Here is a 12966-nt window from a genome sequence, read left to right as displayed (position 1 = left end):
CGAGGATCGGACCAGGGCAAGGCGACCGCACACGGCCACGCCGCGCCCGAAAAGCCCGAAACACCCGGGCAACCACAGAATTCTAGAGACGCTTCCCTGGTCCGTCGAGCCTGGACGGATTCAGCGATGACAACGGCTGGCGCAAGGTCGAGCGCCCGGCCTCGCCCGGCTGGTCGGCGGACGAACAGGCCGAGGTCGAGAAGCTCCGGCAGCGCGAGCGCGAGCTGGCCGTCTTCGTCAGCACGCATCGCTACTGGTCGGACATAACCGGCCCCGACCAGGTGAACGCCCGGTCGGAGCTCAAACACGCCCACGACACCCCTCTCCCGGAGACCCCGCCCGGGGACGCCTGAGAGACGTTACCCGGGCGGGTCCCGTGCGGGCGTTCAGTCCTTGCCGAGGAGCTTGTTCACGCGTGCACGGCCCCGGCGCACGGGGCCACGGGTACCGGGTCGGGAACGAGGCCGGGCAGCGCCGGCCCGTGACTCACCGCGCCGCACGCGCACACCGAGTCGGCGTGCCGCAGGTGTCCGCCGCCGCAGGAACCTTCGTCCTCGGCGCATCCGGCGTGTACCGCCCCGGCCTGCGGCGCGGACCTCGGGAGGGGGTGCCGGGCGGAGTGCTCCGGGAGACCTCCACCGGGCGCCAGCCCGTGCATGCCGAACAGCCCGGCCAGCAGTCCGAGCACACACACGGCCTGCCACCACCTCACGGGCGGTCGCGGGACGTGCTGCTCGGGGCTCCTCACGGACCTCATCCTAGGGAGATCACCGGCGTCCGCACGCGAGAGGCCCCCGGAGGATCTCCGGGGGCCTCATCACCGACGACAGCGGCGCCGGTCCTGGTGGGCGCGGACGGTTTCGAACCGCCGACATCCTGCTTGTAAGGCAGGCGCTCTACCCCTGAGCTACGCACCCAGGACGAGTCGACAGCCTACATGGCCCGGGCCACTGCCCGACAAACGTATGAGCGCCGGTGCCCGAGGCCGTGCGGCCGGCCCGGGGCCCCGGGCCGGGGGTTATCCCCACCTCGGATCCGGTAGTGACCCGGATCACCCTACGGGCCCGTGCTCCGTACGGTCGAAGAGCCTCGTCGGCAAGGGCCGCCTCCACTCCGGAAGGCCCCGGCGCGGCACCTCACCGTCCGTCCCAGGGGGAGACCGGCATGCCCGCCCGTACCGTTCCCGCTCGCGCGCTCGCCGCCGCCGGCGCCGCCGCCGTTCTCGTCGCGGGTCTCAGCGCCTGCGCCTCCGCCTCGGACGACAAGGAAGCCGAGCACCGGTCCTTCGGTCTGCGGGGCAGCACCCTCACCGTCGACTCCGACGACTCCGCCCTGGAGATCGTCGCCTCGGACGACCACGAGTCCGGGAAGGTCGAGGTCACCCGCTGGTTCTCCGGGTCGGTCGCCGTCGGCTCGGAGCCCGAGGTGACCTGGAAGATGGACGGCGACCGGCTCAAGCTGCGGGTGCACTGCTCCGGCGTGATCGCCGACTGCGAGTCCAAGCACCGCATCGAGGTGCCGCGGGGCATCGCCGTCACGGTCGAGGACGGGGACGGCAGCGTACGGGCGCGAGGGTTCCGGGACGCGTTGAACATCCGTACCGGCGACGGATCCGTGCACGTCACCGATACCTCCGGGCCGCTGGAACTGCGCACCGGCGACGGTTCCGTCTGTGCGGAGGTCTCCTCCCGCCGGGTGAGCGCGCACACCGAGGACGGCTCGGTCCGCCTCGAACTCGGCACCGTCCCGGACCTGGTGGAGTCCCGCAGCGGCGACGGCTCCGTGTCGATCACCCTGCCCCGGGACACGTACAAGGTGTCGACGAAGACCGGTGACGGCGGGGTCGACGTGTCCGTGCCACGGGACGAGGCCAGCACACACGTGGTGAACGCCCGGACCGAGGACGGCAGAGTCACCGTCCGAACCGCGAACTGACCGGCCCGTGTGTTCGTCCCTATCGGGTGGGAGAATGGACCCGGGCAGGACGGACGACACGGGAGAGGGATGTGACGGCGACACCATCGCAGCCGTACTCGCCGATGGTGGCGCGCGCGTCGCGCCCGCCGCAGCGCTCGCGTCGGCGCCCACCGAGCGCGGTCCGTGACACGCTCACCCTGATGGGCCTGCCGGTCCTCGCCGTACTCGCGCTGCCCGCCGCGTTCACCGGAGGCGGCACCCGGCGCTGGTTCGGCGGGCGGGCCGAGAACCAGAGGGCGGAGGCCCAGGCCGCGAAGGACGACGCGGCGGCCGCCTTCTACGAGCTGGACAGCGCTCAGCGGGACCTGCGGATCTCGATAGAGACCATCGCGGCCGTCGACTCCTCCCCCGCCGCCCGGCGCGCGGTCACCGACTTCGAGGCGCTCGGCCGGCGCATCGACGAGGTCAGCCATCAGTACATCGGCGCCGTCGACGCCCACGACCTGGACCGGGACGACCTGGAGGCGTCGGCCGCCTCCCGTGCCCGCGGCGAACTGACCGCGGCCAAGAACGAGCTGGGCCGGGTCAAGCAGGAGCTGGACCGCTTCGCCGACGGCCTCGGTCCCCTGCTCGGCAAGGCCGAGACCCAGCTGGTCCGGCTGGCACCCGCCGTCGAACGCGCCCGGCAGGCCCTGCTCGCCGCCTCCAACGCCCTGGACTCCGCACGCGGCTCCGGGCTGAAGGCGGACGACCTCGCCGCCCGTCTCGCCACCCTCGGCCCGGAGCTGACCCGGCTCAACCAGGGCGCGGGACAGCACGGCGTGCCCCAGACCCTGGAACGGGCCGAACGGGTCACCCGCGAGGCCGAGGCGGTCCGCACCGAGGCGGAACGGCTGCCCGAACGCGCCGACGAGATCAGCCACCGGCTGGTCTCCCTGCGCACCCGCGCCCAGGCCCTGACCACCCGCACCGAGCAGGTCGAGCCGGTGCTGAGTGAACTGCGCCGCCGGTTCACCGCCGCCTGCTGGCAGGACCTCCAGCAGGTGCCGGACCAGGCCACCGAATCGGTCCGGCAGGCCGAGCGGAAGCTCACGGAGGCGCAGACCGCCCGCGACGAACAGCGCTGGCCCGACGCCACCGCCCTGCTCTCGACGGTCCGGGCGCTGCTGAACACGACCGACGAGGCGGTCTCGGCGGCCGGTGACCGGCTGCGGCAGCTCAACGCCGTGCAGAAGGACCCGCAGCAGGAGATCGAGCGCACCCGCTTCGCCATCCGCGACGCGCAGCGCCTGGCCATGGCGGGCCGCAACACTCCCGACCCGCGTCACGCGCGCCCCCTGGACGAGGCCGTGGCCCGGCTGGAACGGGCGATCACCACCCTGGAGGGCCGGCACCCCGACTACTGGCACTTCCTGACAGAGACGGAAGAGGTGCGGCAGTCGACGAGCCAGGTGGTCTCCCACATCCGTGAGGAGCGCGGGGCCGGCCACTGACCGCACGGCGGGACGGCGGCCACTTCTCCGCCGCCGGGTCCGGTCGCGGGCCGGTCCGGTTAACCTGTGCGCATGCCTCGTTACGAATACCGCTGCCGGAGCTGCGGCGACACCTTCGAACTGAGCCGTCCCATGGCTGAGTCCTCCGCCCCCGCCGCCTGCCCGGCGGGCCACGACGACACGGTGAAGCTGCTGTCGACGGTCGCGGTCGGCGGCTCGGCGAGCTCGTCCGCCCCCGCGCCCTCGCCGGGCGGTGGCGGTTGCTGCGGCGGGGGCTGCTGCGGCTGAGGCTGCGTGCGTCCGCGCCGGGTGTCCGTCGGGCTCGGCTCCCTCAGCTGCCCAGATAGCGCAGCACCGCCAGCACTCTGCGTGAATAGCCCTCACCTCCCGTCAGTTCCAGCTTGTCGAAGATCGCGTTGGTGTGTTTCTCCACGGCGCTCTGCGAGATGTGCAGCCGCCGCGCGATCGCCGCGTTGGTGTGCCCCTGCGCCATCTCGCCCAGCACGTCCCGCTCCCGTCCGGTGAGCCGGGCGAGCAGATCGCTGTGCGTCGTACGACCGAGCAGCTGGCGGACGACCTCGGGGTCGAAGGCCGCGCGCCCGGCGGCCACCCTCTCCAGCGCGTCCAGGAACTCGTCGATCTGGACCACCCGGTCCTTGAGCAGGTATCCGACTCCTTCCGTCTCCCCGGTCAGCAGCTCCGTCGCGTACCGCTTCTCGACGTACTGCGAGAGCACCAGCACCCCGACCTTCGGCCAACGCTCGCGTATCTCCAGGGCCGCGCGCAGGCCCTCGTCGGTGTGCGTGGGCGGCATCCGGACATCGGCGACGACCACGTCCGGCGGGTCCTCGGCGACGGCCTTCAGCAGCAGCTCCGCATTGCCGACGGCCGCGAGCACCTCGTGCCCTTCCTCCGTCAGCAGCCGCACCAGCCCCTCCCGCAGCAGGGTCGAGTCCTCGGCGAGGATCAGCCGCATGGCAGCTCCGCGGACACGAGGGTGGGTCCGCCCGGCGGGCTCACCACGCTGAGACTGCCGTCGAGGGCGGCGACGCGGCGGGCGAGCCCGAACAGTCCGCTGCCGGCGGCGTCGGCCCCACCGCAGCCGTCGTCCTGGACGCTCACGTACATCCGTTCCTCCTCCGATCTGACGGCGACGCTTATCCGGGTCGGCGCCGCGTGCTTCACCGCGTTCGTGACCGCCTCGCAGACGACGAAGTAGGCGACGGTCGCCACCGCCTGCTCGGGTTCGTCGGCGAGGTCGTACTCCACCCCCACCGGCACGGACGCCCGCTCGGCGACCGTCTCCAGCGCCGCCCTCAGCCCCGCCTCGTCCAGCGTCGTCGGATAGATCCGCCAGGCCACCTCGCGCAGCTCGTCCAGGGCGCGGCGGCTCTCGTCGTGGGCCTGGCCCAGCAGCCGGTCACGGCGGCCGGCCTCCTGGCTGCGGCGGGCACGGCCGAGCAGCATGCCGAGGGCGACGAGACGCTGCTGCACGCCGTCGTGCAGGTCACGCTCGATGCGTCGCCGTTCGTCGTGCACCGCGTCCACCACGGCGGCTCGGCTGGCGGCCAGTTCGGCGATCCGCCGCTCCAGCTCCTCCTGGTGCCGCGGGCCGAGGAAGTGACGTGCGAGCTGCCCCTCCAGTCCGACCACCCCGAATATTCCCTGCACGGCGAGGAACACGAGGAAGAGGCCGCCCAGACTGCCGAGGACGAACGAACCGGGGTTGCGTATGCCGTCCAGCAGGATCCAGCCGTACAGCCCGAAGGTGCCGTACCCGAGGCCGATGGCGGCCGTCAGCATCACCACCCCGCCCAGGGCGCCCAGCGCCCAGTGGCAGGCCACGTACCGCAGGGCCCGCACGTCCTCGTACGCGGGGGTGATCCGGAGGTCCAGCCACATCCTCAGCCGGGCCCGCTCCAGCTCCGCCAGTATCCGCGCGCCCGCGAGGACCGGCCGCAGGACGGCACGGCGGCCCGCCGGCCATGCCGCGACGGGCAGCAGGGCCACCCCGGCCGGCAGGACGAAGAGCAGCTCGACGGCGGCCGTGGCGGTCCCCATGATCAGGCCCACCCCGCACCGCACCACACGTCGCGCCATGACTCGCATGATCGCGAGGCTAGCCGGGCGCGGCAGCGGCGCACACTGCGGAAAACCGCAATTCCCGCCTGCGGTACACCGCAGTCGATCTTGCGGTCTTCCTCAGGGTCTCTTCAGCCGCGATTTTCTAGCGTGGTTGTCATGACAGCCATCGCAGCGCAGCCGGCCGCGGACAGCGGCGCGGCACCGCAGTGGATCAACGACCTCATGGACGCGCTCGGCGCACCGGGCGCCGGGCTCGCCATCGCTCTGGAGAACCTCTTTCCTCCACTGCCGAGCGAGGTGATCCTGCCGCTCGCCGGATTCGCGGCGAGCTCCGGCCGGATGAACCTGATAGCCGTCCTGCTGTGGACGACAGCGGGTTCGGTGATCGGCGCGCTCGCTCTGTACGGGGTCGGCGCGCTGCTCGGCCGGGATCGCACGGTGGCGATAGCGGCGAAGCTGCCGCTGGTGAAGGTCTCCGACATCGAGAAGACGGAGGCGTGGTTCCTCAAGCACGGGACCAAGGCGGTGTTCTTCGGCCGGATGATCCCGATCTTCCGCAGCCTGATCTCGGTACCGGCGGGCGTCGAGCGGATGCGGCTGCCCGTCTTCCTCGCCCTGACCACGCTGGGCAGCGCGATATGGAACACGGTGTTCGTCCTCGCGGGCTACGCGCTGGGCGACAACTGGTCCGACGTCTCGGGCATCGCCTCCACGTACTCGAAGGTGATCCTCGCGATCGCCGCCCTGGCGCTGCTGGTCTTCATAGGCATGCGTCTGCTGCGGCCGGGAGCCGGCCATCGCAGGCGTGGCCGCGGCACCGGGGACGGTGCCGGGGACACGGACGGCGGAGTCAGCGAGCCGGACTCACCGCGCGCAGGAACTCCCGAAGGATCCGCTCACCGGCCAGGACACCGCGCTCGGGCAAGGCGCTGATCGCGGGAGCCGTCCAGTCGGAGTCGGCCAGCTCACCGTGGCCGGGGCGCCAGCCCCGGTCGGCGGCGAGGAGCAGGTCGGCGTCGAGCAGCGAGTCCCCGGCGGCGAGGGTGAGTTCGGCGCCGGTGCGGCGGGCGACCTCGTGGACGGCGGCGCTCTTGGTCAGCGGTTTGGGGACGGCGTAGATCTTGCGGCCCTGGAGGGACACGGTCCAGCCACGGTTCTCGGCCCACACGGCGAGTTCCTTCACCCACTCCTCTGGGAGCAGTTCGCGCTCGACGACGAGGTACGCGAAGAGGTCCTCGGCGACCCGGTGCTTGCGCACCCACAGCGGGTCGGCGGTGTTCATCAGGTGGTCGCGGACCTCGGCCAGCGAGGCGCACTCGTCGGCGAGCCGGGCGGTCACGCGTGCGTGCCAGGCGGGGTCCGAGACGCCGTCCACCAGCAGGTGGCCGCCGTTGGCGCAGATCGCGTACTTCGGAGCGGGGCCGGGGAGGTTGATGCGCTGGTACTGCTTGCGGGTGCGGGTGGTGGTCGGCACGAAGACGGCCGCGTCGCCGAGGTCGGTCAGCAGTTGGGCGGCGGTCTCGGTCATGTAGGAGAGGGGTTTACTCTCGTAGACCTCCACGCACAGCAGCCGGGGTGCCCGCAGGTCGGGCATGGTCAGCCCGAGCGCGGCCGCGGAGTAGATGAGCGTGCGGTCGAGGTCGCTGGCGACGAGCACGGACATCAGAACGCCACCGCCCTGCCGTCGGCGCCGGTCGCGCCCCGCGTGTACTTGGGATGGATCAGCCCGACGCAGGTGTAGGGGAGGTCGTCGACCTCCTCGACGGGCACGCCCCGCTGCTCGGCCAGCAGGCGTACGTGGTCCAGGTCCGTGCCGGCGCCGGCGCGGGCGAGGACCTTCCAGGGCACGCGGCGCAGCATCACGCGGGTGGTCTCGCCGACGCCGGGCTTGACGAGGTTCACGTCGTCGATGCCGTACTCCTCGCTGATGCGCTCGACGGCGGCCCAGCCCTCCCAGGTGGGGGTCCGGTCGGCGGCCAGCAGTTCCTTGGCCTGGGCGTGGACCGTGTCGGTGACGTCCGGGTAGTGGGCCGAGACGGCGTCGAGGAAGGCGGGTGACAGGTCGGCGCCGGCGAGTTCGCGGTAGAACTTCGCGCCGTGGAAGTCGCGCGGGCCGACCAGGTCGGCGCGGAGCACAGTACGGGATATCAGGCCGGAGACGGTGGAGTTGAGACAGGCGGAGGGGATGAGGAAGTCGTCGCGCGTGCCGTAGGTGCGTACGCAGGAGCCGGGGTCGGCCAGCACGGCGATCTCCGGGTTGAAGCCGGTGACGCCGTCGGAGACCTCGAAGTCGCGCAGGGCGGCGGCGAGTTCGCGAGTGATGGCGCCCTTGCCGGTCCAGCCGTCGACGAAGACGACATCGGCGGGGTCGTGGTGGTCGGCCAGCCAGCGCAGTGCGTTGGCGTCGATGCCCCGGCCCCGGACGATCGACACCGCGTAGTGAGGGAGGTCGAGACCATGGCGGTACTGCGCCCAGCGGCGCATCAGGATTCCCACGGGAGTGCCCGCGCGGGCGAGGGAGACCAGGACGGGGCGGGGCGACCGCTCCGCGAGCACGATCTCGGTGACGGCGCCGACGGCGCGCGCCAACCGGGCGGCGGACGCCTCCAGGGCCGCGTGGAACAGTTCCTGGTACTGCTCGCTGGGCTGGTACTCCACGGGCAGCGACTCCGCGTAGTGCGCGCCGCCGCTCTGAATGGCCTCCTCGCGCTCCTCGGTCGGTGCCTCCAGCGTCACGTCCGAGAGGTCCTGGAGCAGCCAGCCGACCTCGTCGGACGCGTACGAGGAGAAGTCGGGGCCGCGCAGGGGCTCGGGCAGCATGGAGGGCCTTTCGGGGGCTTGCGGGACGTACGACGGGACCACCGCGAGCAGGACGTGCGGGACATGGGCGGCGAGCCCGGCCAGCAGCCCGTCGGGCGCGTGCAGTGCGGGGGTGTCGGCGGCCGAGTCGACGACGGCGACGACGGCGTCGAAGCCGGCGCCCGCGACGTTGTAGGCGTAGCGCTCGCCAGGGCCGTCGGCCGGGTCGTCGTGTGCGGGGAAGACCAGGCGAGTGCGTATGGCGTAGCCGGGGTCGTCGACCGCGAGGACGGGAGAGCGGGTGGTCGTGGAGTAGCGCACGTCGGCGTCGGTGCTCCGCTCCAGTGCGTCGGCCAGGCGGAGGGGCGCGTACATCAGTTCCTCGAAGCCGAGGACGAGCACGCGTCGGGCGCCGGTGGGCAGTGCGTCGGCGATCCGCGCCGCCATGCCGGGCAGCGCGTTCTCCAGCAGGTCCCGGTGGGCGGCCGTGAACCCGTGCCGCCCGCCGTCGGGAACCCCGTCGGGCCAGCGCAGTTCGACGCGGGCGACATGGCCGGCGGCTCCCCCTGCACCGACGGCTCCCGCGGCACCGGCAGCACCGGCAGCACCGGCGCCCACACCATCACCGGCGCCGGAGCCTGCACCCGTACCCGCACCCCCGACCTCGTACCGCGCGACCAGTTCCTGCCCCTTCTCCAGAACCCCCGGCGGCAGCCGCACCGTGCCCGAGGCGGCCGTCACCAGGTCCACGCGGGCGCCGATCTCCCGGGCGAAGTCCTCCAGCCGGCCGGCGTCGGCGGGCGAGCGCATGTCGACCAGGGCGACCACGACGTACCGCTTGCGGGGATAGCGCTCGTGCAGGGCGCGGACGGTGTTGAGCACCGTGTTGCCGGTGGAGAACTCGTCGTCGACGAGGACGAGCGGCCCGTCGCCGGACAGCAGCGCCGGGTCCTCGGGCAGCAGGAGGTGGGTGGTCGCGTGCGAGTGGGACTCCTCGAAGCCGCCGGCCCGGCCGACTCCGGTGACCGGACGGCGGGTGGAGTGCAGGTAGGGGGCGGCGCCCAGGCCGTCGGCGACCGAGTGGCCGAGTCCGGTGGCGGTCTCCGCGTAGCCGAGGACGACCGCGCGTCCGGCCGTCTCGGCGCCGAGCAGGTCGCGGACGCGGCGGCCGAGGGCGACCCCGTGGCCGTGGACGACGGAGGGCGACTGCGGGACGTGTTTGCCGAGCACGTTGGAGACGAGCAGGTGCGCCCGTTTGGGGTTGCGGCGCAGGGCAAGTCCCAGCAGGCCGGTCAGCGTGTCGTCACCGGCGAGTTCGACGCCGAGCCGCTCTGCGACCCAGCTGCCGGACCAGACTCCGGCGCGCCCCTCGGCGCGCGCCCTCTCGGTCATGTACTCGTGCCTCCCGTTGTCCATCTCGGCCTGGGCCCTTGCGTCGGTCGTGGATCGTTGCGTTCAGTCGGACAGTCCGGCGGCGAGCAGTTCCACGAAACCGATGTCCTCGTTCGCCACCCCGAAGATCTCGGCGCGCAGCAGGGTCCGCTCGGCCCAGGCGCGGTGGGGCTTCACCTCGTTCATCTTGTTCGTGTAGGCCGACCTCATCACACCCCCGCCGCCGCGTTCCGGCCGCAGGATGTCCTGGGCGTCGCTGAACTCCTCGTGGCTGACGACGGACAGCGCGTGGACGGGGAGCACGTGCGAGGGGTGGATGCAGGTCTTGCCCAGCAGGCCGTTGGCGCGGTCCAGGGAGATCTCCCGCAGCAGACCGTCCATCGAATGCTCGATCAGTTTCTGGCGCAGTCCGACGGCCTGGCCTTCCAGGAAGGGGCTCTGCCGCAGTTGCGGTTTGAACATCCTCTCCTGGACGCGGAAGTACTCCCACACCGGCCCGGTCACGGTGAATCCGGTGCCGTCGGCGCGGGCGAGCATGTTCACCACGTCGGCGATCACGGAGGCGACGATCTGGACGTCGTACGCCGTCATGTCGGGGCCCCGGCGCAGCCCGTAGGAGGAGCAGAAGTCGGTCACGCCGAGCCGCAGGGCGAGCACGCGGTCGCGGTACTTGTCGACCGCTCGGAAGATCCCCTCCAGCGTCTGCACCCGGGACTCCCGGTACAGCAGGTCCGGGGACTCCAGGACGGGCATGGCGAAGAGCCTGCGGCCACTGGCGGCCTCCGCGGCGGAGAGCGCCTCCAGGAAGGGCATGCCGCGTTCCTCGGTGAACTTCGGCAGCACGAATCCGGACAGCAACCGTACGGCGGGGCCGAGGCGGCGCACGAGGTCGGGCACCTGCTCGGGAGAGCGGACCCGGACGAACAGGAGGGGGACGTCGGCGTCGGAACGTTTCGCCAGATCATTGAGCTGACGGACGAGATTGGCCTCGCCGACCGGTACGTCGGCGTCGTCGATCGAGTCCTCCAGGCACAGCACCATCGACACCACACCGCGCGCGCCCTGCTTGAGGACGTCCTCGGCGAGACTCGGCCGGGTGGCCGGGCTGTAGAGGGTGGCACCCAGGGCCGCGGAGAGCAGCCGGGCCGGAGAATCGGCCGTGAAGGCGCAGGGCTCCTGATGGAAAAGACGCTTCCGCACTTCAGGGGCAATCTGTCCGAAATGACGCATTTAAACTCCCCCGTGGTGTCTGGGCAACCTGTGAATCGTCGAAAGGTGGCCGGTAATAGTACGTACGTATCCGTGTCGGAGGTTCCCACCGGGCATGAATTCCAGGTAACCCGGCCATGTCGTCGACGGCTACCCGGGGCGGGCGGACACGGGCCGGGTACCCGCCCCCGCGTTGTCGTGACCAGGACCGAGAGGGCAGGATGACCGCATGACGCACGCGATGCTGAAGGGATCGAACGTCCCGCTGCAAGCCACCACGGTACGCGCCGTGCTGCGCTGGACACCCGGGTCCGGAGCCCCCGACATCGACGCCTCCGCGTTGCTGCTGGGGCCGGACGACCGCGTGCGTTCCGACGAGGACTTCGTTTTCTACAACCAGCCCCGGCACCCCTCCGGCCAGGTCTGGCGGCTCGGCAAGAAGCGGGGCGCCGAGGGCCTGACCGACACGATCCAGACAGACCTCTCCCGGGTCGAGCCCTCGGTGGGCCGGATCCTGCTGGTGGCGTCCGCGGACGGGGTCACCTTCGACCGTGTGCGGTCACTGCGCATCCTGGTGCACGACGCCGCCTCGGCCGACGCGGAACCGCTGGCGTACTTCGACGTGAAACCGGAGACGGGCCAGGAGACGGCGCTGATCTGCGGCGAGCTGTACCGGCGCGGGGAGGGCTGGAAGTTCCGGGCGCTGGGCGAGGGGTACTCCAACGGGCTCAAGGGCCTGGCGACCGACTTCGGCATCTCGGTGGACGAGTCGGAGGGGGCGGACGACCCCCTGTCGACCCGTCGCCCCGAGCCGACGTCCCCGCCCGCGCACACCGCCCCCGCCCAGCCCGCGCCCGCCCCGCCGGCGGTCGGTCCCGAGCAGCCGACGACCGTCCAGCCCCTCCCGGGGGCCTCGCGGCCGCTACCGCCGGAGCAGCCCGCGGGCGTACCGGCACAGCCCGCCTACGGCTATCCGCAGCAGCCGCCGGCCGCCCAGCCCGCTTACGGTTACCCGCAGCCGGCCGGAGCGCCGGGGTACGGATATCCACAGGCCCCGGCCGAGGTCGCCGGCGCGCAGTCCGGCTACGGCTATCCACAGCCGGTCACCGCGGCTCCCGACCCGGAGTTCCGGATGCCGCCGCAGGGACCGCAGTTCGTCGGGCGTTAGACGCCGCGGCGACTCAGGGGTGCGGGTGGGGCCTAGCGGTCCGCCTTGCTCTTGTGACCGCGGCCCCACTGCAGGCCCCAGCCGTACAGCCGGTCCAGTTCGCCCTGGAAGCCGTACACGAACTTCACCTCGCGGCGGACGAAGATCTCGCCCTTGATGTTCTCGATCATCACCACGGCGCAGGACCGGGCCTGGGGATGGCGTTCGTCGAGGCCTATCTCGATGCGGGGGCCGTTGCTCGGGTAGAGCGTGACGATGGCGTGCGTCCGGTCGAAGGCGGGGGTCTGGTCGTAGATGTAGGCGAACAGCAGGAGGCGCTTGATGGCGTCCTTGTGGTCGAGGTTGACGTATATCGTCTCGCCGGAGGCCGAGCCGAACCGGTCGTCGCCGCTGAGCTTGACGTACGGCGCGGCGTTGACGTCGCCGAGGAAGCCGCCGAGCGGCTGGACGACGCCGCGGGTCCCGTCCATGAGTTCGTAGAGGCAGCCGAGGTCGAGGTCGACGTTGACCATGCTCTGGCTGTGGCCCACGACCTCGGGCGGCTTGAGTGCCTTGAAGGGGTGCCGCAGCAGGCTCTCGCGCTGGGCGCCCATAATGTCCGACGTGCGCATGCGCCAGGCCAGGTTGATGCGCAGATGGCCGGTGGCCGCGCCCTGCTTGGTCAGGGACACCTGGCTGTGCCGTTTGGTCAGCTGGATGGAGTTGGTCGCCGCGCTGCCCGAGTCGAACTCGGACTCGCGGCCGCGCCACAGTCCGTCCAAGAAGCCCATTACCGCCCCCACCTTGTTTCGACCGCCGACGGGGCGGCCCCGAGGAGTCGTCCTCGTCGGCCGCCCCGCTCAGAGCGTTCCTCGTCCGGGCCGTGTTCACACCAGTAGTGCGGGCGCACCGGGGGCGAACCCG

The 12966-nt window shown here is 71.9% G+C and carries 12 protein-coding genes, 1 tRNA gene and 1 pseudogene; 6 read left to right on the top strand and 8 right to left on the bottom strand.

The window, feature by feature from the left end; translation table 11 throughout:
* Positions 1-79 precede the first annotated feature (79 nt).
* Positions 80-353, top strand: a pseudogene (locus ACFWR9_RS33670) (hypothetical protein); the annotation flags it as partial.
* A gap of 56 nt (positions 354-409) precedes the next feature.
* Here the strand turns inward: ACFWR9_RS33670 and ACFWR9_RS33665 are convergent.
* Both ACFWR9_RS33665 and ACFWR9_RS33660 read right to left on the bottom strand, forming a co-directional pair.
* A complete protein-coding gene (locus ACFWR9_RS33665; protein ID WP_383848879.1) occupies positions 410-748 on the bottom strand; it encodes a DUF6153 family protein in 339 nt (112 codons plus the stop codon).
* Positions 749-842: 94 nt separating this feature from the next.
* Positions 843-917: transfer RNA gene (locus ACFWR9_RS33660), tRNA-Val, on the bottom strand.
* Between the two features lie 247 nt (positions 918-1164).
* Here ACFWR9_RS33660 and ACFWR9_RS33655 point away from each other — a divergent pair.
* The 3 genes from ACFWR9_RS33655 to ACFWR9_RS33645 all read left to right on the top strand — a co-directional run bounded on the left by ACFWR9_RS33655 (position 1165) and on the right by ACFWR9_RS33645 (position 3698).
* Positions 1165-1935: a DUF4097 family beta strand repeat-containing protein gene (locus ACFWR9_RS33655; RefSeq protein ID WP_383848876.1), complete on the top strand. Its 771-nt coding sequence runs from the start codon at positions 1165-1167 to the stop codon at positions 1933-1935.
* Positions 1936-2006: 71 nt separating this feature from the next.
* Positions 2007-3410 carry a hypothetical protein gene (locus tag ACFWR9_RS33650; RefSeq protein ID WP_383848874.1) on the top strand — a complete coding sequence of 468 codons (1404 nt, stop codon included), beginning with the start codon at positions 2007-2009 and terminating at the stop codon, positions 3408-3410.
* A 72-nt stretch (positions 3411-3482) separates the two neighbouring features.
* On the top strand, positions 3483-3698 hold the full coding sequence (locus ACFWR9_RS33645) for a zinc ribbon domain-containing protein (RefSeq protein ID WP_383848871.1): 216 nt from the start codon (positions 3483-3485) through the stop codon (positions 3696-3698).
* A 43-nt stretch (positions 3699-3741) separates the two neighbouring features.
* On the opposite strand, the gene ACFWR9_RS33640 is transcribed toward ACFWR9_RS33645, so the two are convergent.
* Positions 3742-4386: a response regulator gene (locus ACFWR9_RS33640; protein WP_376349521.1), complete on the bottom strand. Its 645-nt coding sequence runs from the start codon at positions 4384-4386 to the stop codon at positions 3742-3744.
* On the bottom strand, positions 4377-5519 hold the full coding sequence (locus ACFWR9_RS33635; RefSeq protein ID WP_383848868.1) for a sensor histidine kinase: 1143 nt from the start codon (positions 5517-5519) through the stop codon (positions 4377-4379). Before ACFWR9_RS33635 ends, ACFWR9_RS33640 begins: the two co-directional genes overlap by 10 nt.
* Before the next feature lie 132 nt (positions 5520-5651).
* On the opposite strand from ACFWR9_RS33635, the gene ACFWR9_RS33630 reads away from it, so the two are divergent.
* Complete coding sequence (locus ACFWR9_RS33630; protein ID WP_383848866.1) at positions 5652-6428, top strand: DedA family protein; 777 nt, start codon at positions 5652-5654, stop codon at positions 6426-6428.
* Here ACFWR9_RS33630 and ACFWR9_RS33625 read toward each other — a convergent pair.
* The 3 genes from ACFWR9_RS33625 to ACFWR9_RS33615 all read right to left on the bottom strand — a co-directional run bounded on the left by ACFWR9_RS33625 (position 6346) and on the right by ACFWR9_RS33615 (position 10916).
* Complete coding sequence (locus ACFWR9_RS33625) at positions 6346-7158, bottom strand: HAD family hydrolase (RefSeq protein ID WP_383848863.1); 813 nt, start codon at positions 7156-7158, stop codon at positions 6346-6348. The two genes, ACFWR9_RS33630 and ACFWR9_RS33625, sit on opposite strands and share 83 nt — an antisense overlap.
* Positions 7158-9686, bottom strand: coding sequence for a phosphoribosyltransferase (locus tag ACFWR9_RS33620; protein ID WP_383848860.1), 2529 nt, complete (start codon positions 9684-9686; stop codon positions 7158-7160). The genes ACFWR9_RS33625 and ACFWR9_RS33620 overlap by 1 nt, the downstream gene beginning before the upstream one ends.
* Positions 9687-9749: 63 nt before the next feature.
* Complete coding sequence (locus ACFWR9_RS33615) at positions 9750-10916, bottom strand: HpcH/HpaI aldolase/citrate lyase family protein (RefSeq protein ID WP_383848857.1); 1167 nt, start codon at positions 10914-10916, stop codon at positions 9750-9752.
* A 208-nt stretch (positions 10917-11124) separates the two neighbouring features.
* Between ACFWR9_RS33615 and ACFWR9_RS33610 the strand changes: the two genes are divergently transcribed.
* Complete coding sequence (locus tag ACFWR9_RS33610) at positions 11125-12063, top strand: TerD family protein (RefSeq protein ID WP_383848854.1); 939 nt, start codon at positions 11125-11127, stop codon at positions 12061-12063.
* Between the two features lie 32 nt (positions 12064-12095).
* On the opposite strand, the gene ACFWR9_RS33605 is transcribed toward ACFWR9_RS33610, so the two are convergent.
* Positions 12096-12833, bottom strand: a complete 738-nt coding sequence (locus ACFWR9_RS33605) for a Tellurium resistance (RefSeq protein WP_383848852.1) — start codon at positions 12831-12833, stop codon at positions 12096-12098.
* Between the last annotated feature and the right edge of the window lie 133 nt (positions 12834-12966).

It is taken from the genome of Streptomyces sp. NPDC058534 (genome assembly GCF_042717365.1).
Classification (GTDB): domain Bacteria; phylum Actinomycetota; class Actinomycetes; order Streptomycetales; family Streptomycetaceae; genus Streptomyces.
This window is presented reverse-complemented; position numbering and strand designations above follow the sequence as displayed.

Coding starts and splice junctions, on each gene's coding strand:
- ACFWR9_RS33630 (WP_383848866.1), top strand. CDS start 5,652: ATGACAGCCATCGCAGCGCAGCCGGCCGCGGACAGCGGCGCGGCACCG.
- ACFWR9_RS33610 (WP_383848854.1), top strand. CDS start 11,125: ATGACGCACGCGATGCTGAAGGGATCGAACGTCCCGCTGCAAGCCACC.
- ACFWR9_RS33635 (WP_383848868.1), bottom strand. CDS start 5,519: ATGCGAGTCATGGCGCGACGTGTGGTGCGGTGCGGGGTGGGCCTGATC.
- ACFWR9_RS33655 (WP_383848876.1), top strand. CDS start 1,165: ATGCCCGCCCGTACCGTTCCCGCTCGCGCGCTCGCCGCCGCCGGCGCC.
- ACFWR9_RS33645 (WP_383848871.1), top strand. CDS start 3,483: ATGCCTCGTTACGAATACCGCTGCCGGAGCTGCGGCGACACCTTCGAA.
- ACFWR9_RS33640 (WP_376349521.1), bottom strand. CDS start 4,386: ATGCGGCTGATCCTCGCCGAGGACTCGACCCTGCTGCGGGAGGGGCTG.
- ACFWR9_RS33605 (WP_383848852.1), bottom strand. CDS start 12,833: ATGGGCTTCTTGGACGGACTGTGGCGCGGCCGCGAGTCCGAGTTCGAC.
- ACFWR9_RS33625 (WP_383848863.1), bottom strand. CDS start 7,158: ATGTCCGTGCTCGTCGCCAGCGACCTCGACCGCACGCTCATCTACTCC.
- ACFWR9_RS33615 (WP_383848857.1), bottom strand. CDS start 10,916: ATGCGTCATTTCGGACAGATTGCCCCTGAAGTGCGGAAGCGTCTTTTC.
- ACFWR9_RS33620 (WP_383848860.1), bottom strand. CDS start 9,686: ATGACCGAGAGGGCGCGCGCCGAGGGGCGCGCCGGAGTCTGGTCCGGC.